This is a genomic window from Planktothricoides raciborskii GIHE-MW2, from assembly GCF_040564635.1.
Classification (GTDB): Bacteria; Cyanobacteriota; Cyanobacteriia; order Cyanobacteriales; family Laspinemataceae; genus Planktothricoides; species Planktothricoides raciborskii.
The window spans coordinates 2,715,001-2,740,133 of record NZ_CP159837.1; the positions used below are offsets into that span (position 1 = coordinate 2,715,001).

General features: G+C 45.0%; 29 protein-coding genes, 3 tRNA genes, 1 rRNA gene and 2 pseudogenes (1 of these 35 running past the window's edge). 21 read left to right on the top strand and 14 right to left on the bottom strand.

Features of this window, described 5'->3' with window-relative positions; all coding sequences use genetic code 11:
• Together ABWT76_RS11440 and ABWT76_RS11445 are read right to left on the bottom strand one after the other, a co-directional pair.
• Positions 1 to 50: transfer RNA gene (locus ABWT76_RS11440), tRNA-Ile, on the bottom strand; it reaches 24 nt to the left of the window's first position.
• Between the two features lie 113 nt (positions 51 to 163).
• Positions 164 to 1,653, bottom strand: a 16S ribosomal RNA gene (locus ABWT76_RS11445).
• A 302-nt stretch (positions 1,654 to 1,955) separates the two neighbouring features.
• On the opposite strand from ABWT76_RS11445, the gene glyQ reads away from it, so the two are divergent.
• From glyQ to ABWT76_RS11465, 4 genes are all read left to right on the top strand, one after another.
• A complete protein-coding gene (glyQ, locus tag ABWT76_RS11450) occupies positions 1,956 to 2,852 on the top strand; it encodes a glycine--tRNA ligase subunit alpha (protein ID WP_054468655.1) in 897 nt (298 codons plus the stop codon).
• 150 nt (positions 2,853 to 3,002) lie between these two features.
• On the top strand, positions 3,003 to 3,437 hold the full coding sequence (locus ABWT76_RS11455) for a DUF4079 domain-containing protein (RefSeq protein WP_054468666.1): 435 nt from the start codon (positions 3,003 to 3,005) through the stop codon (positions 3,435 to 3,437).
• A 181-nt stretch (positions 3,438 to 3,618) separates the two neighbouring features.
• Positions 3,619 to 6,066, top strand: a complete 2,448-nt coding sequence (locus ABWT76_RS11460; protein WP_054468653.1) for a ComEC/Rec2 family competence protein — start codon at positions 3,619 to 3,621, stop codon at positions 6,064 to 6,066.
• A 50-nt stretch (positions 6,067 to 6,116) separates the two neighbouring features.
• A tRNA-Ser gene (locus ABWT76_RS11465) sits at positions 6,117 to 6,203 on the top strand.
• 226 nt (positions 6,204 to 6,429) lie between these two features.
• Here ABWT76_RS11465 and ABWT76_RS11470 read toward each other — a convergent pair.
• Positions 6,430 to 6,516 (bottom strand) — tRNA-Ser (locus tag ABWT76_RS11470).
• A gap of 246 nt (positions 6,517 to 6,762) precedes the next feature.
• On the opposite strand from ABWT76_RS11470, the gene ABWT76_RS11475 reads away from it, so the two are divergent.
• The 6 genes from ABWT76_RS11475 (at position 6,763) to ABWT76_RS11500 (ending at position 11,234) form a co-directional block, all read left to right on the top strand.
• Positions 6,763 to 7,131 (top strand): 2Fe-2S iron-sulfur cluster-binding protein, encoded by a 369-nt coding sequence (locus ABWT76_RS11475; protein WP_054468664.1) that lies wholly within the window; start codon positions 6,763 to 6,765, stop codon positions 7,129 to 7,131.
• An 80-nt stretch (positions 7,132 to 7,211) separates the two neighbouring features.
• Positions 7,212 to 7,706: a thermonuclease family protein gene (locus ABWT76_RS11480; RefSeq protein WP_197285348.1), complete on the top strand. Its 495-nt coding sequence runs from the start codon at positions 7,212 to 7,214 to the stop codon at positions 7,704 to 7,706.
• 55 nt (positions 7,707 to 7,761) lie between these two features.
• Entirely contained in the window at positions 7,762 to 8,601 is an 840-nt protein-coding gene (locus tag ABWT76_RS11485) for an inositol monophosphatase family protein (RefSeq protein ID WP_054468649.1), read from the top strand.
• Between the two features lie 60 nt (positions 8,602 to 8,661).
• On the top strand, positions 8,662 to 9,630 hold the full coding sequence (locus ABWT76_RS11490; RefSeq protein WP_054468647.1) for a J domain-containing protein: 969 nt from the start codon (positions 8,662 to 8,664) through the stop codon (positions 9,628 to 9,630).
• The gene (locus tag ABWT76_RS11495; RefSeq protein WP_054468645.1) at positions 9,630 to 10,880 is read left to right on the top strand and encodes an ATP phosphoribosyltransferase regulatory subunit; all 1,251 of its coding nucleotides are present in this window, start codon (positions 9,630 to 9,632) and stop codon (positions 10,878 to 10,880) included. Before ABWT76_RS11490 ends, ABWT76_RS11495 begins: the two co-directional genes overlap by 1 nt.
• A 126-nt stretch (positions 10,881 to 11,006) precedes the next feature.
• Positions 11,007 to 11,234, top strand: a complete 228-nt coding sequence (locus ABWT76_RS11500; protein WP_054468643.1) for a ferredoxin family protein — start codon at positions 11,007 to 11,009, stop codon at positions 11,232 to 11,234.
• A gap of 358 nt (positions 11,235 to 11,592) precedes the next feature.
• On the opposite strand, the gene ABWT76_RS11505 is transcribed toward ABWT76_RS11500, so the two are convergent.
• Positions 11,593 to 11,949: a hypothetical protein gene (locus tag ABWT76_RS11505; protein WP_054468642.1), complete on the bottom strand. Its 357-nt coding sequence runs from the start codon at positions 11,947 to 11,949 to the stop codon at positions 11,593 to 11,595.
• Positions 11,950 to 12,029: 80 nt separating this feature from the next.
• Here ABWT76_RS11505 and ABWT76_RS11510 point away from each other — a divergent pair, with 80 nt between their 5' ends.
• Complete coding sequence (locus ABWT76_RS11510) at positions 12,030 to 12,146, top strand: 4-Cys prefix domain-containing protein (RefSeq protein ID WP_354636404.1); 117 nt, start codon at positions 12,030 to 12,032, stop codon at positions 12,144 to 12,146.
• A 245-nt stretch (positions 12,147 to 12,391) separates the two neighbouring features.
• Here ABWT76_RS11510 and ABWT76_RS11515 read toward each other — a convergent pair whose 3' ends face one another.
• The 5 genes and pseudogenes from ABWT76_RS11515 to ABWT76_RS11535 form a co-directional block, all read right to left on the bottom strand.
• Positions 12,392 to 13,849: a CHAT domain-containing protein gene (locus ABWT76_RS11515; protein WP_354636126.1), complete on the bottom strand. Its 1,458-nt coding sequence runs from the start codon at positions 13,847 to 13,849 to the stop codon at positions 12,392 to 12,394.
• 412 nt (positions 13,850 to 14,261) lie between these two features.
• Positions 14,262 to 14,591 (bottom strand): HAMP domain-containing histidine kinase, encoded by a 330-nt coding sequence (locus ABWT76_RS11520; protein ID WP_054468638.1) that lies wholly within the window; start codon positions 14,589 to 14,591, stop codon positions 14,262 to 14,264.
• 48 nt (positions 14,592 to 14,639) lie between these two features.
• A complete protein-coding gene (locus tag ABWT76_RS11525) occupies positions 14,640 to 15,083 on the bottom strand; it encodes a histidine kinase dimerization/phospho-acceptor domain-containing protein (RefSeq protein ID WP_156331933.1) in 444 nt (147 codons plus the stop codon).
• Positions 15,064 to 15,255, bottom strand: coding sequence for a hypothetical protein (locus tag ABWT76_RS11530; RefSeq protein ID WP_054468635.1), 192 nt, complete (start codon positions 15,253 to 15,255; stop codon positions 15,064 to 15,066). Before ABWT76_RS11530 ends, ABWT76_RS11525 begins: the two co-directional genes overlap by 20 nt.
• A gap of 39 nt (positions 15,256 to 15,294) precedes the next feature.
• Positions 15,295 to 15,417 (bottom strand): annotated as a pseudogene (locus ABWT76_RS11535) (PAS domain S-box protein); the annotation flags it as partial.
• Positions 15,418 to 16,030: 613 nt separating this feature from the next.
• Between ABWT76_RS11535 and ABWT76_RS11540 the strand changes: the two are divergent.
• From ABWT76_RS11540 to ABWT76_RS11570, 7 genes are all read left to right on the top strand, one after another.
• Positions 16,031 to 16,375 carry an NADH-quinone oxidoreductase subunit K gene (locus ABWT76_RS11540; protein WP_054468634.1) on the top strand — a complete coding sequence of 115 codons (345 nt, stop codon included), beginning with the start codon at positions 16,031 to 16,033 and terminating at the stop codon, positions 16,373 to 16,375.
• On the top strand, positions 16,372 to 17,898 hold the full coding sequence (locus ABWT76_RS11545) for a cation:proton antiporter (protein ID WP_354636127.1): 1,527 nt from the start codon (positions 16,372 to 16,374) through the stop codon (positions 17,896 to 17,898). Before ABWT76_RS11540 ends, ABWT76_RS11545 begins: the two co-directional genes overlap by 4 nt.
• The gene (locus tag ABWT76_RS11550; RefSeq protein ID WP_354636128.1) at positions 17,895 to 18,281 is read left to right on the top strand and encodes a Na+/H+ antiporter subunit E; all 387 of its coding nucleotides are present in this window, start codon (positions 17,895 to 17,897) and stop codon (positions 18,279 to 18,281) included. Before ABWT76_RS11545 ends, ABWT76_RS11550 begins: the two co-directional genes overlap by 4 nt.
• Positions 18,278 to 18,556 carry a hypothetical protein gene (locus ABWT76_RS11555; RefSeq protein WP_375341524.1) on the top strand — a complete coding sequence of 93 codons (279 nt, stop codon included), beginning with the start codon at positions 18,278 to 18,280 and terminating at the stop codon, positions 18,554 to 18,556. The genes ABWT76_RS11550 and ABWT76_RS11555 overlap by 4 nt, the downstream gene beginning before the upstream one ends.
• A gap of 18 nt (positions 18,557 to 18,574) precedes the next feature.
• Complete coding sequence (locus ABWT76_RS11560) at positions 18,575 to 18,877, top strand: monovalent cation/H(+) antiporter subunit G (RefSeq protein ID WP_054468628.1); 303 nt, start codon at positions 18,575 to 18,577, stop codon at positions 18,875 to 18,877.
• 95 nt (positions 18,878 to 18,972) lie between these two features.
• Positions 18,973 to 19,620, top strand: a complete 648-nt coding sequence (locus tag ABWT76_RS11565; protein ID WP_054468625.1) for a DUF4040 domain-containing protein — start codon at positions 18,973 to 18,975, stop codon at positions 19,618 to 19,620.
• On the top strand, positions 19,620 to 20,291 hold the full coding sequence (locus ABWT76_RS11570; protein ID WP_354636129.1) for a Na(+)/H(+) antiporter subunit B: 672 nt from the start codon (positions 19,620 to 19,622) through the stop codon (positions 20,289 to 20,291). Before ABWT76_RS11565 ends, ABWT76_RS11570 begins: the two co-directional genes overlap by 1 nt.
• A gap of 194 nt (positions 20,292 to 20,485) precedes the next feature.
• On the opposite strand, the pseudogene ABWT76_RS30675 reads toward ABWT76_RS11570, so the two are convergent.
• Positions 20,486 to 20,598 (bottom strand): annotated as a pseudogene (locus ABWT76_RS30675) (IS1 family transposase); the annotation flags it as partial.
• A gap of 751 nt (positions 20,599 to 21,349) precedes the next feature.
• Between ABWT76_RS30675 and ABWT76_RS11575 the strand changes: the two are divergent.
• Positions 21,350 to 22,630 (top strand): SUMF1/EgtB/PvdO family nonheme iron enzyme, encoded by a 1,281-nt coding sequence (locus tag ABWT76_RS11575; protein WP_354636130.1) that lies wholly within the window; start codon positions 21,350 to 21,352, stop codon positions 22,628 to 22,630.
• Between the two features lie 363 nt (positions 22,631 to 22,993).
• Here ABWT76_RS11575 and ABWT76_RS11580 read toward each other — a convergent pair whose 3' ends face one another.
• Positions 22,994 to 23,119, bottom strand: a complete 126-nt coding sequence (locus tag ABWT76_RS11580) for a hypothetical protein (RefSeq protein ID WP_354636131.1) — start codon at positions 23,117 to 23,119, stop codon at positions 22,994 to 22,996.
• Positions 23,120 to 23,186: 67 nt separating this feature from the next.
• On the opposite strand from ABWT76_RS11580, the gene ABWT76_RS11585 reads away from it, so the two are divergent.
• Entirely contained in the window at positions 23,187 to 23,324 is a 138-nt protein-coding gene (locus ABWT76_RS11585; protein ID WP_354636132.1) for a hypothetical protein, read from the top strand.
• Positions 23,325 to 23,450: 126 nt separating this feature from the next.
• Here ABWT76_RS11585 and ABWT76_RS11590 read toward each other — a convergent pair whose 3' ends face one another.
• A complete protein-coding gene (locus ABWT76_RS11590) occupies positions 23,451 to 23,828 on the bottom strand; it encodes a HEPN domain-containing protein (protein WP_354636133.1) in 378 nt (125 codons plus the stop codon).
• Entirely contained in the window at positions 23,825 to 24,148 is a 324-nt protein-coding gene (locus ABWT76_RS11595) for a nucleotidyltransferase domain-containing protein (RefSeq protein WP_354636134.1), read from the bottom strand. Before ABWT76_RS11595 ends, ABWT76_RS11590 begins: the two co-directional genes overlap by 4 nt.
• 5 nt (positions 24,149 to 24,153) lie before the next feature.
• Here ABWT76_RS11595 and ABWT76_RS11600 point away from each other — a divergent pair, with 5 nt between their 5' ends.
• Positions 24,154 to 24,321, top strand: a complete 168-nt coding sequence (locus ABWT76_RS11600) for a hypothetical protein (RefSeq protein WP_354636135.1) — start codon at positions 24,154 to 24,156, stop codon at positions 24,319 to 24,321.
• Here the strand turns inward: ABWT76_RS11600 and ABWT76_RS11605 are convergent.
• Entirely contained in the window at positions 24,318 to 24,764 is a 447-nt protein-coding gene (locus ABWT76_RS11605) for a DUF29 domain-containing protein (protein WP_354636136.1), read from the bottom strand. The two genes, ABWT76_RS11600 and ABWT76_RS11605, sit on opposite strands and share 4 nt — an antisense overlap.
• Between the last annotated feature and the right edge of the window lie 369 nt (positions 24,765 to 25,133).

A 25,133-nucleotide genomic window follows, 5' to 3' on the forward strand; every position in this document is an offset into this window, starting at 1 on the left:
GGACCTCACCCTTATCAGGGGTGCGCTCTAACCACCTGAGCTAATAGCCCATGTCCCGACCTGATGTTAGTTTGAAAGCCTTTTTGTTTGACCTCGAACGACCTGGGATATGAGAGTTATGATTGGTGCGTTTGGACTCAATTCATCTCTCAGGTCTCCCTAAAAAGGAGGTGATCCAGCCACACCTTCCGGTACGGCTACCTTGTTACGACTTCACCCCAGTCATCAGCCCTGCCTTCGGCATCCTCCTCCCCGAGGGGTTAGAGTAATGACTTCGGGCATGGCCAACTTCCATGGTGTGACGGGCGGTGTGTACAAGGCCCGGGAACGTATTCACCGCAGTATGCTGACCTGCGATTACTAGCGATTCCTCCTTCATGCTCTCGAGTTGCAGAGAGCAATCTGAACTGAGGATGGGTTTATGGGATTAGCTGGCTCTTGCGAGTTCGCTGCCCTTTGTCCCACCCATTGTAGTACGTGTGTAGCCCAGGACGTAAGGGGCATGATGACTTGACGTCATCCCCACCTTCCTCCGGTTTATCACCGGCAGTCTCCCTAGAGTGCCCAACTGAATGATGGCAACTAAGAACGAGGGTTGCGCTCGTTGCGGGACTTAACCCAACATCTCACGACACGAGCTGACGACAGCCATGCACCACCTGTGTTCGCGCTCCCGAAGGCACCCTCACCTTTCAGCGAGGTTCGCGACATGTCAAGCCCTGGTAAGGTTTTTCGCGTTGCATCGAATTAAACCACATACTCCACCGCTTGTGCGGGCCCCCGTCAATTCCTTTGAGTTTCACACTTGCGTGCGTACTCCCCAGGCGGGATACTTATCGCGTTAGCTGCGGCACTGTCTGGGTCGATACAGACAACACCTAGTATCCATCGTTTACGGCTAGGACTACTGGGGTATCTAATCCCATTCGCTCCCCTAGCTTTCGTCCCTGAGTGTCAGTTGCAGTCCAGTAGAGCGCTTTCGCCACTGGTGTTCTTCCCGATCTCTACGCATTTCACCGCTACACCGGGAATTCCCTCTACCCCTACTGCCCTCTAGTGGTGCAGTTTCCACGGCCTTTCTGGAGTTAAGCCCCAGTCTTTAACCGCCGACTTGCCCCACCACCTACGGACGCTTTACGCCCAATAATTCCGGATAACGCTTGCCTCCTCCGTATTACCGCGGCTGCTGGCACGGAGTTAGCCGAGGCTGATTCCTCAGGTACCGTCAGAACTTCTTCCCTGAGAAAAGGGGTTTACAACCCAAGAGCCTTCCTCCCCCACGCGGTCTTGCTCCGTCAGGCTTGCGCCCATTGCGGAAAATTCCCCACTGCTGCCTCCCGTAGGAGTCTGGGCCGTGTCTCAGTCCCAGTGTGGCTGCTCATCCTCTCAGACCAGCTACCGATCGCCGTCTTGGTAGGCCATTACCCCACCAACTAACTAATCGGCCGCGAGCTCATTCTCAGGCGATAAATCTTTTACCTTTCGGCACATTGGGTATTAGCAGCAGTTTCCCGCTGTTGTCCCCATCCTGAGTGCAGATTCTCACGTGTTACTCACCCGTCCGCCACTAAATCCCGAAGGATTCCGTTCGACTTGCATGTGTTAAGCAGACCGCCAGCGTTCATCCTGAGCCAGGATCAAACTCTCCATGTTGAAGAGGTTTGATGTGAGTTCTTTACCTCAAAAATTTTTGAGGGGAACTCGTGAAAAAAGGATTAACTTGACGAGATCCAACAAAATGTGATAGGCTTTCAAACTATTGAGTTATCGAGGTGCGGGGTGCCGTGGGTTGTTTTGTCCGTCAGGCACTTTACTAATCTAACAAACCTAAATCGGTTTGTCAACCCCTTTGACCAAATTTTTTTGAAAAAAATTTTTTTATCCCCCAAAACCCTTGTCTGGTAAGCTTTTAGAGGAAAATAAAAATATTCTGCTAGATCGAGGAAAGTTGCGCGATGAATTTTCAGTCAGTGATTGCGACGTTAAATCAGTTTTGGGCTGATCGCGGTTGTTTGATTGCCCAGCCTTATGATACGGAGAAGGGGGCGGGTACTATGAGTCCTCATACATTTTTACGGGCGATCGGGCCTGAACCTTGGTCGGTGGCTTATGTGGAGCCTTGTCGCCGCCCTACCGATGGCCGCTATGGGGAAAATCCGAATCGCTACCAACACTATTATCAGTACCAAGTTTTGGTGAAGCCGTCACCGAACAATATTCAAGATATTTATTTGGACTCCCTGAGAGCTTTGGGGATTAATCCTGACGATCACGATATTCGGTTTGTGGAGGATAACTGGGAATCTCCGACTTTGGGCGCCTGGGGCGTTGGCTGGGAAGTTTGGCTGGATGGGATGGAAATTACCCAGTTTACTTATTTCCAACAATGTGGGGGGATTGATTGCCGTCCCGTCTGCATTGAGATTACTTATGGATTGGAACGGTTGACGATGTATCTCCAAGAGGTGGAGGCTTTTACGAAAATCCGCTGGAATGACCAGGTGAGTTATGGGGATGTTCACCTGCAAGGGGAGATTGAGCAATGTACTTATAATTTTGAGGCGTCTAATCCAGAGTTGCTGTTTAAGCTGTTTGGCTTGTATGAGCAGGAAGCAGAACAGTTAACCAAACGAGGGCTGGTGCTACCAAGTTTGGATTATGTGCTGAAGTGTTCTCACTCTTTTAATCTGTTGGATGCGAGAGGGGTGATTTCGGTGACAGAACGAACTCGTTATATTGCCCGGATTCGCAATTTGGCTCGCCTGGTGGCTCAGTTGTATTTGGAGCAGCGGGAGCAGTTGGGTTTTCCTTTGGGAGGGGTGGCTGTGCTCAGTGAGAAATCTGCCGCCTGAAATTGAGGAGTTTTGGCAATAAAATAACGTAGGACTGAAATAACGTGGGTCGGGTCAACGGGGCAACCATGCCCACCCTAAATTTAGGAAGGAGGTAAAACTGTGAATCTGAGTGAATTGCTAGAACCGATCGCCTCTCAATTTAGAGCGATGGGAATGCCTGAACCTATTGTCCACTGGGGACATCCTTTGATGATGGGCATTGTGGTGGTTGTGATGGGAACTTTTGCTGGGATAACCGGATGGCGTGGGCGCCTATTGACGCAAACGGAACCGGATGCAGCGATTAAAAATCGTAGCGATCACAGCAAGATTGCTCCATTGATGTTTCTGTTTATGGCTTTAGGTTATACCGGAGGATTATTATCTCTGGTGATGCAACACCATAATGTTTTGGAAAGCCCCCATTTCTGGACAGGTTCACTGGTGCTAATTTTATTAGGCTTGAATGGTTTAATTTCTGCGACTAAGTTTGGGGGTAATCAAGCAGCACTGCGGACGGCTCATGCTTATTTGGGCAGTTTGGCGCTGGTGGTGATGTTTTTACACGCAGTCCTAGGATTACAGTTGGGTTTCTCTATATAATCGGGATAATCGGGGACACTGCCCCTACCGTATAAACAGTAGGGTGGGCAAAGTTTTGCCCACCCTACGAGGATTAACATTAGTAGGGTGGGTAAGATTTTGCCTACCCTACGGGGATTAACATTAAATTTCTCTATATAATCTCTATATAATCTCTATATAAATTAAGCAGCAATTCCTGATGACTTCTGTCAGTCTAATTGTTATTTGTTTGGCTTATATCGTAGGTTTGCTGATGACCGCAGTGCCTTACGGTGGTTATGGCGTACTGGGTTTGGGTGTGGCGATCGCTGCTATTGTTTCCCTCCCTCTGCCAGTTCGGTTCCGCAACTTAAGAAATAATGTCAAACCGGCAATTTGGTTAACGGCAGGAGTTATGGGATTGGTGGCTAGTTTTTATTTGCAATGGCGAACGCCAACTCCCGCCCCTGATGATATTAGTAAGTTTTTATCCCTGGTCAATCCAGAAAATCAAGAGCAAGTAGCCGCGCCTTTAGCTACGGTCTCCGGCAAAGTGCTCGCTACACCCAGCTTAACTCGAAGCGAAAAAGTCCGGTTGTGGCTGAAACCAACTCATTTGCAAATCGTTGTGGCGGAAAAAGAGATTAATGATGAGCAAAACGATGAGCAAAACTCTGACCTGGACTCCTACTGTTCGGTTGCGGAGGAAGTTTCTGTAGAAGAACCAGACACCAAGTTATTGAAATACGATTGCCAAGTCAGCGGCAAGTTATATGTCACGGTTCCGTTATTGCAAGGAACTGGGCGATATCCGGGACAACTGCTAACAGTTACAGGTCAATTATATGAACCAAAAGCAGCAGCGAATCCGGGGGCTTTTGATTTTAAAGCTTATTTGGCCAAAGAAGGCTGTTTTGCTGGGTTAGCAGGACGTTATATTACGGCATCCCCAGAAACTGGGTTGCGGGAAGAAACCCGGTTTCCACAGCCAAGTTGGGGACTGTGGCAAGTCCGCCGCCGCATTGTCAAGTCTCAAACCCGTTGGTTGGGAGTGCCACACGGCCTTTTGGTGAGTGCAATGGTGTTGGGCCGGTTGGCGGTTGATTTACCATTTGATATTCGTGATGAGTTTATTCAAGTAGGTTTGGCCCATGTTTTGGCGGCTTCAGGATTTCACGTTGCCATAATTTTGAGTTTGGTGCAAGTTCTGACCAGCGGTTTTTCCGATCGCCTGAAGTTAGGGAATGGGACAACGGTTTTAATTGCTTATGTCTGTCTAACCGGGGGGTCGGCTTCGGTTTGGCGAGCGGCTTTTATGGGGTTTGCGGCATTGTTGGCGCCGGTGATGCAGCGGAGAGTGAATTCTTTGGGCTGTTTGCTGTTGGCGGCTTTTGTTTTGCTGCTGATAAATCCGCTGTGGATTTGGGATTTAGGTTTTCAGTTAAGTTTTTTGGCGACTTTGGGTTTGTTGGTGACATCCCCTGCGGTGATGAAAAGGTTGGATTGGTTGCCAACAGCGATCGCGTCTTTAATTGCGGTTCCCATTGCGGCCACAATTTGGGTATTGCCGCTGTTGCTTTATGTTTTTTCCCAGATATCAACTTATAGCATTTTGGTGAATATCATCACCAGTTTTTTGATTTCTTGGATTACAATGGGTGGTTTTATTAGTGCGGTTTTGGGTGCAGTTTGGCCAATAGCCGGAAGTGCCGTGGCATGGCTGTTGTACTATCCCCTGGAACTGCTGATTTTGATTGTCCGATTTTTCAGCCAATTACCGGGAAGTTTAATTTCTACCGGCACCCTTTCCCTGGTGCAAATGTTGATTCTTTATGGGTTGATTATCTTTTTGTGGTTGGTTCCTTGGTGGCATAAAGGGCGCCGCTGGGTGTGGGCTTTTTTGTTTGCGATCGCCTTATTAGTCGTTCCGGTGTGGCATCGTCAAACCACGGTTTTTCAAGTGACAGCTTTGCAAACCAACGGTCAGCCAGTCCTAGTGATTCAAGATCAAGGTAAAGTGACTTTAATTAATAGTGGCGATCAAAATACTGCTCGATACACGATTTTACCGTTTTTGCGACAACAGGCGATTAATCAAATCGATTGGGGCATTGCTACCAGTAGCCCTGGATCCAGAAGTGGCTGGTATTTGATTATGCAGCAAGTGAAGATAAAAAATTTTGCTTCTCCAGGGACGCTTAACGCCACCTTGACCAGTGTGGTACAAGACCGTAATGTCTCTTATCAAGTTTTACCCGTAGGAAAAATTCTCCCCGCTGCGGGTTCGACATCGGTAAAATTACTCCAGGATCAACCAGCGGTGGTAGAATTGACCATTGGCAATCAAACTTGGTTATGGCTCGAAGAGTTAAATCAGTCGGAACAAAGCCAGTTGTTGCAGAATAAATCGTTACTCAGACCGGAGGCAAAACCTTTACAGGTACTCTGGTGGTCGGGACAACCCCTGAAAGCTGATTTGCTGATAGCCCTAAAACCAGAGGTGGCGATCGCGACTTCGGAAAATGTTGATGAAGAAACGGCAGCTATATTGACTGAAGTCAATACTCCAATTTACTCTACGGAGAGAGATGGGGCATTGCAGTGGACACCGGATCAGGGGTTCTTTGGAGTAAGTGAAGATATAGATCGATCAGATTCTTTGTTCTAAATTTGTTCTGAATTTGCAAAAATGCAGTACAATGAGTCATAATGGAATATGGAGAGGTGGCAGAGCGGTTGAATGCGGTGGACTCGAAATCCATTAAGGTGTCACATCCTTCGGGGGTTCGAATCCCCCCCTCTCCGTTTTTGATCAACCTTTATAGGCTAAGACTTATAGGGATTTACTCAACGTATATCTGATATCGAGTTACTCAGTTTTAACTCAATATCACTATACCACATCTGTAAAATGAGTCAGTTTTTCTTGATGTAGCAGTCTAAAACTCATTTGATAGGACGTAGCGACACATTATTAAAAATCCTACCTAGCAATTGGGGAAAGCTAAGTAGGATAAAGCATTATAAAAAACGGAGAGGGAGGGATTCGAACCCTCGTTAGAGTTACCCCTAAACAGCATTTCCAGTGCTGCGCCTTCAACCGCTCGGCCACCTCTCCAGGGGACATGAATATTTAATTTGTCTACCGAAAATCTATTGTAGCAGCACCTACCCAGATTTTGTCAAGGGCTGAGAGAAATTTTTTTTTCGCGATCGCCCCATCCTGGATTCCAGGGGTGAAAAACATGAAGTAGAGGTCGATAAAACATTGATAGATCAATGATCCAGATTTGTCGTAATCTGGAATGGCAGGATGTTCTTGCTTGTGATGCCTGCATTTAATCTTGACACAGCCTTTTTGATCATGACTCGTTCCTACACTGTCAAAATTCACTATCGCCAAACCGGACAACATTACACCGTTGAAGTTCCGGAAGATCGCTACATCCTCCACACGGCAGAAGACCAAAATGCCGATTTACCTTTTTCCTGTCGGAATGGCGCCTGCACCAGTTGCGCCGTGCGGATAATTTCTGGGGAAGTTTATCAGCCGGAAGCAATGGGTTTATCCCCTCACTTAAGACAGGAAGGCTATGCGCTTTTATGTGTCAGTTATCCTCGGTCTGATTTAGTGGTGGAAACCCAAGACGAGGATGAAGTCTATGAACTGCAATTTGGCCGTTACTTTGGTAAGGGTAAAGTCAGGGCTGGATTACCTTTAGATGAAGATTAGCTTCCCGGAAGCCAAGTCGTTTAGCGAATTTAAGTGACAGATGAATGGGGAAATTCATCAAGATTTTTTTATTTTGCCTTATGACCCCGATCCTCGTGGGCTGTTCGACAACGGCCAACCGCCAAAAAATTTTAGTCAAGGTGGAAAGGGTCGTTAGTGGCCAAACGGTGGAAATTTATAGAGACAATGAGACGAAAAGACTGCGGTTAATTGGGATTGATGCTCCCGCGTGGTTGCCAAAGTGCCAGCAAGCCCCTTGGGAGGCGGAGGCAAAAAAACAGCTACAAGAAAAGCTGGAAGGTGAGTCGGTCTGGCTGGAATTCGATCGGCAGACGGAAGACAATTACGATCGCTACTTGGGCTATCTTTGGCAAGAGGAACTGTTGATTAATGAGTGGCTGGTGCAACAAGGACTGGTTTTAGCCAGTAGCCCTCGTGAACCAAATACCAAATATTCCCAACGGCTGGCTTATGCTCAGGAATGGGCAAGAATCATGGAGTTGGGGATTTGGAACTGGGAAAACCCGATGCGTCAAACTCCACAGGAGTTTCGCAATTTGGATTGTGAATTATAGGCAATTAACCTTTTTTAACTTTAATTTTTAACCTTAAACGTTTAAACGGAAAATAATGACTGAGCCAACCCGCGAACAATTACAAAGTTTTCTCGATGTGGCGATTCTCGCCGCCCAAGCCGCTGGAACTGTGCTGCAATCTTATTGGGGCAATTTAGAGCAAATTAGAGAAAAAGGCCGTTCTGGAGATTTAGTCACGGAAGCGGATCAAGCCTCAGAAGCGGTGATTTTAGATGTGCTGCGCCGTCACTTGCCGGATCATGGGATTCTGGCAGAGGAAAGTGGCAGTCTGGGCAATGCCAACAGCCAATATTTATGGGCGATCGACCCTTTGGACGGAACGACGAATTATGCTCATCAATACCCGTTCTCTTCGGCGTCGATCGGACTATTAATTAATGGTGTTCCTCATGTGGGGGCAGTGTTTGATCCATTTCATCAAGAGTTGTATTGTGCTGCTAAAGGCTTGGGGGCTACTTGCAACGGTCGTCCGATTAAAGTGTCGCAAATCTCCGAGTTAGAAAAAAGTTTGCTGGTGACGGGGTTTGCCTACGATCGCCGGGAAACCACGGATAATAACTATGCTGAATTTTGTCATTTTACCCACTTGACTCAAGGGGTAAGACGGTCGGGATCCGCTTCCATTGATTTAGCTCATGTGGCTTGCGGTCGCTTGGATGGGTACTGGGAAAGGGGACTGTCTCCCTGGGATCTGACCGCTGGGGTGGTTCTGGTACAAGAAGCTGGGGGAAAAGTTACGGCTTATGATGGGGGTGATTTACAGATTTATACAGGCCGAATTCTCGCCAGTAATGGTTTGATCCATGAGAGGATGAGTCAGGAGTTGGAGCAGGTGCGGCAGCAACGAGAAGCATCCATCACTGGGACTTCGTGAACCAAAGAAGTAAACTAGAAGTGAGCCAAAGAAAGTTAGTAAAAACAGGAATATCTAACGATGTCTTTTAAAATTACCCAGGGCTTATTTCAATTTGATTTTACCGATCACTATGCCGTTTTGGGCGTTCCGGTGGATGCACAGCCCAATCCAATTCGTAAACGCTATATGCAAATAGCCCGACGCCTTCATCCAGATAGTTGTAAAGCCGAGACTCCCGAAGACCAAAAGTTAGCCAGTGATTTACTGGCTAAGTTGGTGAGTCCCGCTTATAACCAGTTGACCAAAGATCGCGATCGCGCTGAATATACGGTGATTCTGAAAACGATGGCTAAACGCCTGGTTCAAGAAAAGGATCAACTTAAAATCAATAGTGAATCTGCTAAAAAATTATTAACGTCACAAAATTTTGACGAAGACTATAAAAAAGCCTTAGAAGAACTCGCTAATCAAGAATATGAATCTTTTAGCAAAACCCTGGAAATGATTGGTCAAATTAGCGAGTTAAATTTAGTCTATCTGCTGAGAAAACAAAGTAGCGGTCAATCTTTAACCGGATCGCCACTGGCGGCTAAACCGGCGCCAAAGGCTGCGACTCCGACCACACCGACAGTCACTCCGACCGCAGCGGCAGTCACTCCAGTGGAGGAGAAAAAACCAGCGGCACCTAGTGTGGCAAAAAGTGCTTCAAAAATTGATAAATTGTACGATCGCGCTGGAGAATTTATGAAATTGGAGAATTTCACTGAGGCGGTGGTACAATTAAAAGAAGCCATCAAACTTGAACCAAAAAACAGTAAATGTCATGCTTTATTAGGCATGGTTTATTTGAAGCAAAATCAGGCAAGTATGGCTAAAGTTCACATTGGCCAAGCTTTGAAATTAAATCCTCAAGAACCAGTGGCTTTAAAAGCTAAAAAAGAACTAGAAAAACCAGCGGATCAAAGCAGCGGTAAATCAAAGGATAAAGCCGGTAAACAAGATAATTCCGGTGGCGGATTATTTGGTCTTTTTGGGAAGAAAAAATAATGATACATCAACCACCCAGCGGTGCGCGGGATCTACTGCCTCTAGATGTGGCGCAAAAACGTTGGATTGAAAAAAGATTGAGACCTGTGTTTCAACAATGGGGCTATCACCGGATTATTACTTCGACGGTGGAACGCTTGGATACGCTGATGGCTGGGGGTACGATTCAGCAGTCAACGGTGATTCAATTAGAAGACCGGGAAGATGATATCCCTTTGGGTTTACGTCCAGAGTTGACCGCTTCGATCGCCCGGGCAGCGGTGACTCGCATGGCCGAAAGCAGCTATCCCCTGCGGCTTTATTACAATGGCAACGTATTTCGGCGATCGCCCGAAGTCGGTCACGGGGGACAGCAAGAGTTCTTTCAAGCGGGGGTGGAATTACTCGGCGCCGGGGGATTACTGGCGGATGCGGAGATATTATTACTTCTGTTTAATTCTTTGCACAGTTTGGGCTTAAACCAGTGGCAAATTATTTTAGGTGAAGCGGGTTTAACTGCCTCATTGTTGTCACCGTTTCCCGAGCCCTTGCGCCGCAAAATTCGCGAGGCGATCGCCCATTTAGATCGCTTAACCTTGGAAACCCTGCCCATGTCCTCAGAACAGCGAGAACGGGCGTTATTGCTGTTCGATCTGCGGGGCAAACCGGAAGATGTGCTGCAAAAAGTGGCCAGTTTACCCCTCGATCCTGCCCAACAAACCAGCCTGGAAAACTTGAAATCCTTGGTGGATTTGCTCAAAGAATCTTCTAGCTGTAACCAAACCAGCGCCCCAGGAACGGATGCGTTAATTCTGGATTTAAGCTTAATTCGACCCTTTGACTATTACACGGGGATTATTTTTGAAGTGGTCAACAATACCCCCAGTGGACAACAAATCTTAGGGCAAGGGGGTCGCTACGACCAACTCTTAAGCCTCTATCACCCAGAAGGGACAATGATTCCGGGGATTGGATTTTGTTTCAATATTGAAGGACTGCACCGAGTCTTGCGGTCTACAGGTCAACTACCGCAACAAACACCCCCGACGCAATATCTGGTGGCGCCCAAAGTGCCTCAAGCCCAAGCAGCGGCTTTTACCTTCGCCCAAACCTTGCGGCAAAGCGGCGAAAACGGTCAAGTTGTCCGGGTGGAGATGAACCTGGAAGCTGGACAAACCGAGGAAACCGTGCGTGACTATGCCCGGAGTCGCCAGATCCGTCAAATTGCCTGGGTCAGTCCTGACTCCACCGCAGAACTGGAAACGGTATAACACAAAATCCGGTTTAATTTGTAGCTAAAACTGTAGCTAAAACTGTAGGTTGGGTTGAGGAACAAAACCCAACCTAAGAATACTTGCTACTACTCATTATTAGAAAGTTTCACGAGAGGAAACACAATGCCACATACGATTGTTACTAATACTTGCGAAGGAATTGCCGATTGTGTTGATGCTTGTCCCGTTGCCTGTATTCACGAAGGACCGGGAAAAAATAGCAAAGGAACTGACTGGTATTGGATTGATTTTGCCACTTGTATTGACTGTGGCATTTGTTTACAAGTCTGCCCCGTAGACGGCGCAATTATAGCGGAAGAACGCCCCGAATCACAGAAGACTCCAGGGTAAAGCTGCCGCAGAGGGGCAGGGGAGCAGAGGAGCCCGCCGTCGGCAGAGGGGCAGGGGGGATATGTAGAGACGCGATATATCGCGTCTCTATGTTTTTTGGCAAGATTTAAAGATTTTTTTTAGCATTTTTCAGATAAATCGAAAGATATAAGGGCGCAATATTTCGGGTAATTACAGCGGTTTTTAGATTGGTTTTTATACCATTTACAGTTCCTAGTCGGTTTTAACCGACTTGCGCTATGAGGCGGGGATTAAAATCCCCGCCTCATAGCGGGGTTACACAGAGACTTGTTGAGAATGGTGTAATATTTCAGTGAGAATTGGTGTAAATATTATCTTTTGCTCCGACTTCTCCGCACTACAGAACTACGAGGACGAGTGATTTTCGCGGGACGGGAGGATTGTTGGTTTCCGTTTTGGTTTCGGTTTTGGTTTCGGTGTGATAATTAATAGTAATATTGGGGCGGATTCGCAGTGTTTTCCGCCGATGGAAATTATCATCGTCATCATCGTCTCGGTTAATCGCAGCTTTCAGGGAATCAGAAGCCGTGGTGAGACTGTTCAGATCGGAAAGGGTTTCTAGTTTCTCTGCTTGAGTCGCCAACGCTTCAGCCTCTTCGATCCCCTTTCGTTGCGGCAACTCTACCCCGACCGCTATTCCACCTGTACCGAATGCGATCGCCACCAGACCAGCCCAAACCCCTCGATGAACCATAATCTTTTGCCAAAATAACTAATTATTAAGAAATAATAACATTTAATCCGGTAAATTCAGGGGCAGGCACGGGGGAGTAAATTCAGGGGCAGGCACGGGGACACTGCCCCTACTACTGTCTTAATTCTCAGAAACCCCAGAACCCAGTAACGGCAAAATATTGCCAGGGTTGTGGATTGAAATTACTCCCGCATTGAGGATTGCTTCGCGCATGGTTGCCACTATCCGCTAACCCAATTTTTTTGTTTTGTGAGCTTGTTTGGCAGTCAATGGCAAGGATGCCTTGGCGATCGCGCAACTGGGAAGGGGATGACCCTTGTGGGAAACTTATCGCTGGGGTGATAGAACTTCCTCCAACCACGGGCGAAAACTATCAATAATCAAGAAAAATCAAGAAAATCAAATCAAGAAAATCAAGAATTGCCCCCAATTACCAGGGACATTACCAGGGATTGCCAACCATGATAAAAGCAGACCAAAAATAGGGATGGGATAAATGTTCTGGGCGCAAATTCTTTAACTCTGGTGGCAGGACAATGCGAGAATTTGTCCCACGCAGTTCTCCGTTTTCAATATAAACTTTTCCCTGCAACATGGCGATTTGCGCTGCTCGCAATGCTTCGGCTTTAATTGGGGCTGTTTGTAAAGACTGATAAAACTCAGTCATCAAAGCTAAAGTGCCAATATCGCTGACATACCAAAGACTGGCTAACGCTGATTTTACCCCACTATTCACCGCTAAACCCGCAAAGCCTAATTCCACATCCTCATCCCCGATCGCCGTCTGGCAAGCACTCAGGACTAATAACTCTACCGGAGGCTGATTTAACTGGAGTTCTGCCATTTGATCTAAGGTCAATTTATCCTGCCAAAATTTAATATAAGAATTACTCGGATCTCCCGGTAAAAATTCCGCATGAGTAGCCAAGTGAATAATGGGAAATTGGTTGCTTTGATGCTGCGATCGCAAATTCGCGATCGTGAACTCTTCGTTTAAAAAATACTCCCCAAACCATAAATTTTGGGAAATCTGCTGTAACTCTAATGGCACCGCTGGCAACGGGGATAAATCTGCAAATTCTGAAGCCCCCATTGCCATCACTGGGGAATCTTTAATATCTTCATAAACGGTTTCCGTTAAATTAAACGCCGGAATCAATCCCAGACTATATTTTTCCACTAAAAACTGCTGCCCATCATGCAAAACCGCCCAAGGAAGAGTCCGCAAACCTGCCCCCACACAAAATACCAAAGTATTAATCCCTTGTGCTTGTAATTCTAACTCCACAGGAGCAATTATCCATTGATAAAGTTGTTGGGCTGATGCTAAATAAGTCCGGCTATTTCTTCTAATCGGATTAGTAATTTCTGACCGTAGCTGATTAGCTGTATTAACCAGCAATTCTTTTTGCGCTTCTGGGATACTTTGCCGAATCACTTGAAGATTCGGCAATACTAACAAAATCTCCAGTTGATTGGCGGTTGGCAACAAATAAATTAGGGCGGGAATTTGGCCAGTTTGCTCTCCCCGCACCGCCAGAGTATCCGCTATTTCATCAGCGTTCAGAGAAATCTCTGGTAATTCCTTTTGAAAATAATTGACATATTCATTCAACCACTGTTGCTCAATTGTTTGAACCGCATGAATAAAATCTCTTTCATCTAGGAGTTCTTCCATCGTGTGGGAATCATGGCCAGCGGCAATTTTTATGGGTTTTGTTTCTTCAAGCTTACCTGGAATATCGGCAAATACTACTGATTCTGTGTGGCCTAAACTGCCTGGAGCGATCGCGAAAAAAATGCCACTAACAAGGGCTAAATTTGCGATCGCAAATTTCCAGTTAGATACTTCTAACCAAGCTGGTGATAAAAATTGTGATAATAATCGATTATTTAGCATATTTTCTGTGTTTTTTGACTTAATAGCAAAAAATGAAAAGGGATGTTAGCCCTGGGGGTAAAATCAACCCTTTCACGGATTAAAAATCACCGTTTATTTTTGTTTAAAAGGGATTTTAATCCCTTTCTTGATCTTTTTTTGAATAACAAGTTAAATCTCCTTTATGTTTATCCACAATAATCTGCCGATTAATTTTTAATCCCAACCCGGTGCCTTTGCCTTTCGGTTTAGTGCTAAAGCCCGGTTCATAATGGCTTTAGACTTGTTCGCTCATGCCCAAGCCATTATCATAAATAAGAATCAGAGCAAATTTGTTGAGGTTAGACTTAGGGGCGATCGGGGCTAAATAACCGTGACCCAAGGCACCCGTTTCGGCTATCTGGGGTAAATTTTCCTCAAATAAGATTTCAGTTTACACTCTAATGATACTATCGTATAAAGTAGTTTTATCTGGGTTTTTGCGGTATTTTTGCTCTAGGGCATCAATGGAATTATGTAAGAGGTTAATAAATACTTGATTCACTTGTCCAGCATAGCATTCAATGGGGGGAAAATCTCCATATTCTTTAATAGCTTTAATCCCCGGTCGTCCAGCTTTGGCTTGCAAGCGATTTTGCAACAGCAGTAAGGTGCTATCGATTCCTTCTTGAATATCAAAGGCTTTTTTCTGAGACTGATCTACTTGGGAAAATGTTCTCAGGGAAAGCACAACTTGACGAATTCGGTCAGCCCCTAATTGCATAAACGATAAAATATTGGCAAAGTCTTGAGTAATAAAATAAAAGTCAATTTATTCTAACATTTCTTGAAGATCGGGATCCGAGAGACTCGTCTTTTTTTGGTAAATTTTAACCAATTCTATGATATCCTCGAAATATTGGCGAGCATAGCCGATATTACCATAAATAAAGCTGATAGAGTTATTCATTTCATGGGCTAGTCCAGCGACGACTTGCTCTAAAGAAAACATTTTTTCCGTATAAATTAATTGAGTTTGGGTTCGGTGCAGTTCTTCTAGGGTTTTTTCTAGTTCGATCGCTTGCTGCCTAGTTTGTTCTTCCGAGTGACGCAGTTCAGCTTCCATAAGTTTGCGATCGCTAATATCCAAACCCACAAACACGGCTTTTTGTCCTTGATGATATTTTTGCCCCACAATCAAATAATTGCGATAACCTTGAGCAAAAGAAATATTCACCTCTGTAGAGATAGTTGATTCAGATGTGGGATGTGGCAAAGAATTTTTGCACTAAGTCATAAAACTTAGTGCTATTTTCCATAAAGCCAATTTCTTGTCCGATAAAACTGTGTGATGGGAAATTAAAAGCGTTGGCTAAGTGCTGATTCACCCCAAGATAACGCAAATCCGCATTCACCCAAGAAACTAATCCAGGGACAGCATCTAACACGGCGTGAAGTTGCTCATTGGTCTCTTGTAAAGCTTGCGCCGCTTGTTTGCGATCGCTGATATCCCGGACAAATGCACAATAATATTTATCCCTTTGAAATGCCAGGTAATTGACTATAACTTCGACAAAGATAGTCGTACCCTGATTAGTATGATAGGTGGATTCAAAAGTTAACCGATGAGATTGCTTAAACGCTTGCCAATGTTGGGACTAAATCTGCGGGGAAAATCCCGGATCGATCTCGTAAATTGTTAAATCCAGCAGTTCTTCTTTGCGATAAACCAGCAAAAGACTAGCGGCTTCATTGGCATAACTTAACTGACCATTGGATTTAATCCAAAATATCGCATGAGCGGCTTAGTCCGTGGCAAATTGATGCAGAAATTCCGAATTTATAATTTATTTTGATTAGCGAGGATATGCTCTAGGCATTTATGTAAATTAATATTTTAAATATGATTAAATTTGTAAAAAATTTTGAAAAATATTTTTTATCAATTTTGATTGAATAACAAAAACTCAATTTATCTAAGGTGATCTGGCGGAAATAAAGAGATAAAGACGGAATATAAATTTAAAGTATTTATCAAATCAGCCAAGATATTTGAATATTAAAAAACAGCCACAAAGTCATCGAGTACAATTAATTAAATTTAATTGAAAAATAAAACCATAAGGCTAAATAATTATTATCATCAAAAAAAAAAATTTTTTTTTTGATTGACTAATTGGTAGTATAAAATATAATTAAGCTCAACCCCTTACTTCCCAGACAATGATCGTATTAGAGGCATTCACGTTTGCAACAGTGATGTGCGGTTTTTTCGGGATCATCCTGAAAAAGAACCTGATGATGAAGATCGTCTCAATGGATGTGATGAGTACCGGAGTGATTGGTTATTATGTGCTGATGGCATCGCGAGACGGCTTGGTGACACCCATTATTGGTAATGCCAAAAATAATGGGACTTACGCCGATCCAGTGCTGCAAGCGGTGATATTAACTGGGATTGTGATCGGCTTTTCGATTCAAGCGTTAATGCTGGTCGGCGTGATGAAGCTGGCTAAAAATAACCCCACCTTGGAAAGCAACGAAATCGAGAGAAATAATACCCCATGACTACCATCGCGCTGGCATCGTTCGCCCTTCCGTTGTTTATGGGGTTTAGCATTTATTTGCTCCCCAAATTTGACCGATACCTCGCCCTAGGAGTCGCGATTTTTTCTAGCGCCTACGGGTTTTACTTACTTTTGACCAAGTTGTCATTGGCTCCGCAATTACTGGATAATTTCGGGGTCACATTATTAGTTGATGAATTAAGCGGCTATTTTATTTTGACCAATGGGCTGGTGACAGCGGCAGTGGTTTGCTACTGTTGGCAGCAGAATAAAAGCGCTTTTTTTTATAGCCAAGCGATTGTTTTGCATGGCAGCGTCAATGCCACATTTATCTGTAACGATTTCATTAGTTTATATGTGGCTTTAGAGGTAATCGGTATTGCCTCTTGTCTTTTGGTTGCCTATGCTCGCACCGATCGCTCCATTTGGGTAGCTTTGCGCTATCTGTTTATCGGCAACACCGCGATGCTGTTTTATCTGGTGGGAGTAGCCCTGGTCTATCAAGCCCATCATTCTTTTGCCTTTACCGGGTTACGTGGGTCGCCCCCAGAAGCGATCGCCCTGATCTTAATGGCAATCCTGGCAAAAGCGGGAGTATTTATCCTGGGACTATGGCTGCCTTTAACCCACTCCGAAGCGGAAAGCCCCGTTTCTGCCTTACTGTCCGCCGTAGTCGTCAAAGCCGGGGTCTATCCCCTAGTGCGTTTTGCCCTGATGATGCCAGAAATCGATCCGCTCATTAGAATATTTGGGGTGGGCAGCGCAATTTTAGGCGTCATCTACGCCCTATTTGAGAAAGATACCAAGCGGACTCTGGCATTTAGCACCATTTCCCAACTAGGTTTTATCCTGGCGGCGCCCTTTGCCAGTGGTTTTTATGTGCTGAGTCACGGTCTGGTCAAATCCAGCTTGTTCTTGATCGCCGGTAAATTACCCAGCCGCAAATTCTCAGAACTCCAAAATCAAGGGATTTCACCAGCACTCTGGGTGCCCCTGGCGATCGCCGGTCTTTCCATCTCCGGTTTTCCCCTGTTAGCCGGCTTTGGGGCGAAAGTGGTAGCCATGAAAAATCTGTTGCCTTGGCAGGAGATCCCCATGAATGTGGCCGCCGTAGGCACGGCGATCTACTTTGCTAAGTTCATATTTCTGCCCCACCAAAGACAACTGGTGACAGATACAGGCCCGATCGCTCCCCAACTTTTGCACAAAGCCGAGGATCCGAAAGCCGGGAATCTCAAATCAAAGCAAGAATCGGAAATCCCCCTAGGATTCTGGTTCGCCATGCTCATTCTGATTGGCGGACTAATTTTAGGCAATGGTTTTGAATACAAAGCTTACACCTTGGCCAATATGGGCAAATCCTTAGTCACGGTCGGCATTGGCTGGGCGGCCTATTTAATCCTATTTAAACGAGTCGCGCTCAAACTGCCTCGGACTCTGGAGCAATTAGAGCATTTAGCCGGAGTAATGAGTCTGATGTTAATCGCTCTGTTTTGGATGGTTTTGGGAGTGGTAATGCCATGATTGGATATCTCGATATCATCTTGCGACTGACTATTTGGTTTTTGCTCACCGCCGATCTCAGTTCCGCCAATATCATTATTGGTGTCGCGCTCGCCCTGCTGTTACCACGCACGCACTTACACCCAGCCCCCTTGGGAGATTGGCTGCGGGCTCTTGGGGAGACATTGCGAGCCATTCCCCAGGCTTATATGGAGGCATTTGAAATGATCCTCCGCCCCCATAAGTACGAAGATATGACAATGGAACAAGTCAAACCAAACCGAACTCCCGGTCTGATCTTCCTAGATATCTTTTTAATTACCTTTACCCCGAAAACTATTGTTTTGAAATATCACCAAAATGGCTGGTATGAAGTGCATTGGGTGCGACGGAGGCCAAAATGATCGACCTGCTACTTTTGCTAATGATTTTAGCTCTGCTCATCCCGATCTATGAAGCTTGTCAAGATCATAATATCTGGCAAAAAATGCTGGCATTTGCCAGTAGTGCCACCAAGACTTCCATTATCATCTTAGTCATATCGGTGTTGCAGAATGATTGGATGATTGGTGTGGCCGGGGTGATCATTCTGAGTGTGGGTAATGCCGGGTTGATGCTGCTGGCTCAACTGCTCAAACGCATGAATGATGTTTTAATTGATTCAAGATTAAATCGATAAGCGATAAAAAGTTGAACCATGCTTGACCTGATTAGTTATGGCTTGATTGGTTTGGGAGTCTTCTTTTGGTTTTGGGGGACTTTTCCCCTAATCGGCGATCGCTCCGTATTGTTCAAACTCCATAGTCTTTCCATCGCCGATACCCTCGGATCTATGGCTATTGTGGTCGGACTACTACTGAAAATCCCCAGCGAATGGCCTTTACTACTCCTAGCCCTAATTTCTTTGGCAATTTGGAATACGGTACTGGGATATGTTTTGGCCTACTGTTCCTCCGATAACCATCCAGCACCTACTACAGGAGAAGATGATCGAGGGTAAAAATATAGCGGGTCAAAATACAAAGGGTCAAAATACAAAGGGTCAAAATACAAAGGGTCAAAATACAAAGGGTCAAAATACAAAGGGTGACGATTATGGAGCATGAAACTTATATCTATCTAATTACTGCTTTGATGCCTTTGACTGGTTGCATGGTAGTGTTTCAAGTCAATCCCTATCATGCTCTGGTGGTTCGCGGCATATTAGGTGGAGTATCCGCTTTAGTTTATGCCATGTTTGGGGCAGCAGATGTGGCTTTGACTGAAGCTTTAGTGGGAACAATGTTGGCAGTTACTCTTTATGCGGTGGCCGTGCGTTCTTCTCTGGTAATGCGTTTGGGGGTGCTTCAAGATGAATTAGCCAACGGGCAGGACTCTTTGGCCAAACTAATTGAAGAATTTCGGGCAATTTTTCGCCAACATTATATGCGTGTGGAACTCGTCCCTTATCAGGATCCAGAAGACTTACATCGGGCACTGATAGAAAAAGAAATTCATGCCACCTGTGTTCAACGATTAGAAGCCAAAGTAGAAGCCAAAGCAGAGGCAAAAGTAGAAGCCAAAGTAGAAGGAAAACTAGACCCAAAAGCAGATCAAGCAAAAAGTACAAATGCAGCGGAAACACCAGTCTATCAAACCACCATCCGACTGCAACGGCTGTATGAAATCATCCAAACTAAACTGGTTTCACCAACAACACTTTTAACCTATATTAATCCAGCAGAATCAGGGGAAAAACATTAATGAAATGGCTTTATATTGCCGCAGGGATCGCACTTTTTGTCAAAATGCTGTTGATCGACAATCCTTCTCCTAATTGGTCGGAGATTTCTGATTTGTCCATTGTGGAAGTGGTGGTTAAAGATACCGGCGTACCGAATGCGGTTTCTGGGATCATTTTTATGAATCGCCTGTATGACACCATCTTTGAAGTGGTCGTGTTTACGATCGCGATTATGGGTGCTAATTTTCTCCTCGCCAATGAACAACCTTTAGGTCACGTGAATCAATTCACCGATCAACCGTCCATTGTTTTAGCCCGTCTGGGTGCCACCATTTGCGCGTTCGTCGGCATTGAACTGGCCATTCGCGGCCACCTGAGTCCGGGGGGTGGTTTTGCTGCGGGAGTGGCCGGAGGAACGGCGATCGGGTTGATTGCCATTACCTCGTCCCCCGAATTGATGCAAAAAATCTATAAGCGTTGGAAAGCCGCTTTTTGGGAAAAAATTTCGGTTTTGATTTTTATTGTCTTGTCGGTCATTACTTTATCAGGAGTACAACTACCCCACGGAGAATTAGGTGCTTTGGTCAGTGGTGGAGCAATTCCCTTACTCAATATCATCGTCGCCCTCAAAGTGGCGTTGGGGTCTTGGGCTGCGGTCTTGATTTTTGTGCGTTATCGCGGATTATTGTAGCCTCGGTGAAAAATGCCTGGAAATGCCTGGAAAATTATTTCCGCCCAAAACTAGCACTTGATTGCGGCTGATTTCACCAATCTTTAGGGACGGCAGCGGCGGCATCGCTTCATCCAAAGTCGCCGCTAGTTTTGGCTTTGCACAGGCACCGTATGATTTAATCAGGAAGGGGGAAAGTTTTGTGTTTTAAATAATCAATAACAATCAATAACCAGCCGGAGATAAAGTTTTAACATTTCCAATGATTTTAAACAACATTTTTTCTGTGAAGGCGAGCCAAATAATGTCTTAAGCGAGTATTTTCTCCTTATAGTTGAGTCCTATAGCTATCCTAAATAATTTATGAAATATTATGCTTTCCTATCCCATGCATGAGCCGCCCCCGCCTTCGCGGTGGCAGGCGTCGGTTGGGGGTGAGGGCAAATTTTCTCCAATTAAAATAGGCAACGGATGGGGGCAGCGTCCCGGAGGCGATCGCTATTTGAAATTAAAATAGGCAACGGTAGTGAGGCGATCGTGATCGAGGTTAGAAACCGGGTTTCTTGAGTAAACCTCGGTGATCAAGCCAGCATATTGCTAGAAACCCGGTTTCTTGTCCCCTGGGCGATCGCGATCTTCGTTAGAAACCGGGTTTCTTGAGTAAACCTCGGTGATCAAGCCAGCATCTTGCTAGAAACCCGGTTTCTTGTCCCCTGGGCGATCGCGATCTTCGTTAGAAACCGGGTTTCTTGAGTAAACCTCGGTCATCAAGCCAGCATATTGCTAGAAACCCGGTTTCTTGTCCCCTGGGCGATCGCGATCTTCGTTAGAAACCGGGTTTCTTGAGTAAACCTCGGTGATCAAGCCAGCATATTGCTAGAAACCCGGTTTCTTGTCCCCTGGGCGATCGCTATTTGAAATTAAAATAGGCAACGGTAGTGAGGCGATCGCGATCTTCGTTAGAAACCGGGTTTCTTGAGTAAACCTCGGTCATCAAGCCAGCATATTGCTAGAAACCCGGTTTCTTGTCCCCTGGGCGATCGCGGTAAAATAGATATTTCTGTCATCAGCATCAAGCAATGGATTGTCCGATCTGCCAAACAACTAATATTGAAGAAACGCAAAAGGTTTGTCCTACTTGCGGCTACGATATCTCGCCCTATCCTCTCAGTCTAGTCGAAATTCCTCACACCTTGATTTCCAAGGAACAACAGCGCATCGCTTGGGCTAGGGAATTATGGAAACAGTTTCAAGCCCAAATTGCCCAGACCCAAGTTAAAATTGCTCGGACTGACGACGAGTTAGATCAAAGAGTTAAAGAAATTGAGCAGTTACAATTAATCGAAAATCAATCGCAATTCTCAGCCCCATTATCCGAGTCTATTCCCCCTGGTGTGGCGGCAAAGTTTTCTGAGTTAGAACAACGATTAGAAGCGATCGAATCTCAATTACCCGGTTTCTCAGCAAATCCTACATCTCAGCAGTCATCTGTAGGGGCGATATCCCCGTGTTCGCCCTCCGTGACCTCGTGTTCGCCTTTCGTTTCATCCCCCAGTCTGAACCTTGACCTGCCTTTAGAAACATTTTCCTTTGAAGTAGTGCAGGTCAACCCTGAAGGAGAAATCATCAGCCGTCAAAACCACCAAGCCCAATATTTCACCGAAAAACTGGGTAATAGTGGCGTCACCTTGGACATGGTTTATATCCCTGGGGGTGAATTTATCATGGGTTCATACGACAAACCAACATCAAAAAATCGAACAATACCACCACATCGGGTGACAGTACCCTCTTTTTTCATGGGCAAATATCCCGTCACCCAAACCCAGTGGAAAGCATTGATAGGAAATAACTCGTCAAAATTTAAAGGGGCAAATCGTCCGGTAGAACAAGCCCCCTGGCATCAGGCGAGGGAATTTTGCCATAAGTTATCGCAAATGACTGGAAGATACTATCGTTTGCCTTCGGAAGCAGAGTGGGAATATGCTTGTCGGGCTGGAACTACGACCCAGTTTTATTTTGGCGACACGATTACAACGCATTTAGCCAACTATAGCGGAAAAGAAACCACCGATGTCGGCAGTTTTCCTCCGAATGCTTTTGGACTATACGATATGCACGGTAATGTCTGGGAATGGTGCGCTGACTCTCACCATCCTGACTATGAGGGTGGGCCCACTGATGGCAGTGCTTGGATATCAGGGAATCAGAGTTACATGATGCGAGGCGGTGCCTGGAATAGCAATCCGTTATCGTGCGCTTCGGTTTCTCGGTATTGCTTAGGTCCACATTATAGGATAGATTTCCAGGAATATGGGTTCCGTGTTGTGTTCTCCTGTGCGAGCGTTTCTTGGTCGTGAGATATCTGATAAAATCCCTGGCTTTGTAGGCAGGGATAGTGAAGCGATCGCCTCTGTGTCTCTCTGTGTCTCTGTGGTGAAAACATCTGGCAGCGGATAGGGCGATCTATGATTATTTATAAAATTGGCAGCGGATGGGCGATCGCTATTTGAAATTAAAATAGGCAGTCGGTAGGGTGTGTTAGGCTGGGAAGTAATTTGAGAAAAAACAATTAACCTTTATTGCAGCCTAGACGCACCACAACAGCTTGGCAACGGATATAGGCGATCGCTATTTTCCATTAAAATAGGCAGCGGATAGAGGCGATCGCTATTTCAGTCAGTAGGGTGTGTTAGGCTGGCAAGTAATTTGAGAAAAAACAATTAACCTTGATTCCAGCCTAGACGCACCACAACAAGTTGGCAACGGATATAAATAGGCAGCAGATAGAGGCGATCGCTATTTGAAATTAAAATAGGCAACGGATAGAGGCGATCGCTATTTTCCATGAAAATAGGCAGCGGATAGGAGCGATCGCTATTTCAGGAAATTGGGCAACGGATCAAGTTTGTAGTTTTGACTTTAGTCTTTATTTATAAAATAGGCAACGGATTTCGTCAGAGAAAATGGTTGGTGGGCAGGGGTTCTTTACTGCGATCGCCATTTACTCTCAAGTCACCTGCCCACCCTACTAGCTTTAGTCTTTATTTATAAAATAGGCAACGGATTTCGTCAGAGAAGATGGTTGGTGGGCAGGGGTTCTTTACTGCGATCGCCATTTACTCTCAAGCAACCTGCCCACCCTACTAGCTCTGGCTTTATGGGGGCGATCGCGCTAAATTATAGAATTTTTTCGGCAATTTCAATAAATTTTTGACTTTGTAAAATTAATATTTTTACATCGTCTGCACTCAACTGAACATCATCATCAATACCGTAATCTCCTTGAGTTCTTTTGTCTTGGGCATCAATCAGATAGCGGTGAAATTCAGGCGGAACAATTCCTGTTTTGGCAATTTCCCGACCAAAGGCTCCAATCACAGCAGAGTGACTTGAAAAACTCAAGCCTTTTTCCCAAAGGAATGCTTCCGCAATATAAAACATCGTGTAATAAGCCCTGGAACCAGCAAAGTTATAGAGCTTGCGCTCGGCTAGAACTTGAGATGCCAGCAGACTTTCCTTGGCTTTCTGAATCAATTTTTGCTGTTCTATTTTCATAGGTATATTCCTTCTTTTTTTACATTGTGTATGAAGGGAGTATTGGTAGTCTCAAAGTTTTCTGCTGAAATAAAGTGTCGAGAAATTAATACATCATATTCTTGGCATATTTCATAAATTATATTGCTGGTTTTATCGATTTCTTGATACGGATTTATCTGCCGTTTTAAAATCACTAAAATATCAATGTCAGAAAATTCTTTAGCATCGCCTCTCGCTTGAGATCCATATAAAATAATTGCCTCAAGCTTGTCTTGATATAGGCCGAATAATGACTGCTTTAATTTTTGCAAAATTGGTTTAAGTTGTGAAGAATTCATAATTTTTGATTACAATTATCATTGTAAATCTAATAAAATTTGGTATCAATCGATTAAAACGAGACGGATTTTATCAGAGAAAATGTTTGGTGGGCAGGGGTTCTTTACTGCGATCGCCATTTACTCTCAAGCAACCTGCCCACCCTACTAGCGGGGCGATCGCTATGATTTAAGGAAGCCAATCTCGATCGATTAACTGTTCCAGGGTGTAAGGACAATCTTCAGGAAAGCTAACCATCATGCCGGTCTTTTTCCTAACATACTTTAACGCTTTTTGATAAACTTTTGACTGGTTTTCCTCTAAATGATTACGCAAATTTTGGGTTAAATATTCGTTAATTTGAGTTCTAAAACTGATAATTTCCGCTTGCCAATGATTAGCATTATACTCATATTCTGCTTGCCAATACTGCAAAAGGAGTAAATGCCGAATAATTTGTTCAAGGAAACTTTCAACAGTTAATCTATCTCGACGCCCCACAGATTCTAATTCCTCAATTAAATGCTCTAAATCGAGAGATTCTAGGTTTTTTGCCTTCAACAGTTTAAGGGTTTGCTCTAACCATTGCTCATTATCCGTCTCATAAAGAGAACTCAATTCGCTGATTTTAATCATTGCCTGATTCCAATTACTGACTCGTTACGCACTGATAACATGGTTATCGGTGATATATTTTATCAAAATTTCTCATGCCAACCGTCATCCGCTGCCCATCCCTTCAATGGCATGAGGGCGAAGCATTCGGATCGTAAGTTGCTGATTTATCCCATAAATTGTCTGTCCGAATGCTTCGCCCCTACGAAAATACATCCTAATCCGTGGCATGAGGGCGAAGCATTCGGATCGTAAGTTGCTGATTTATCCCATAGATTGTCTGTCCGAATGCTTCGCCCCTACGAAAATACATCCTATCCGCCGCCCATCCATATCCGTTGCCACCCTGTAAAATAATTCAGGCTAATGAAAACACAGGCTATCTGAATT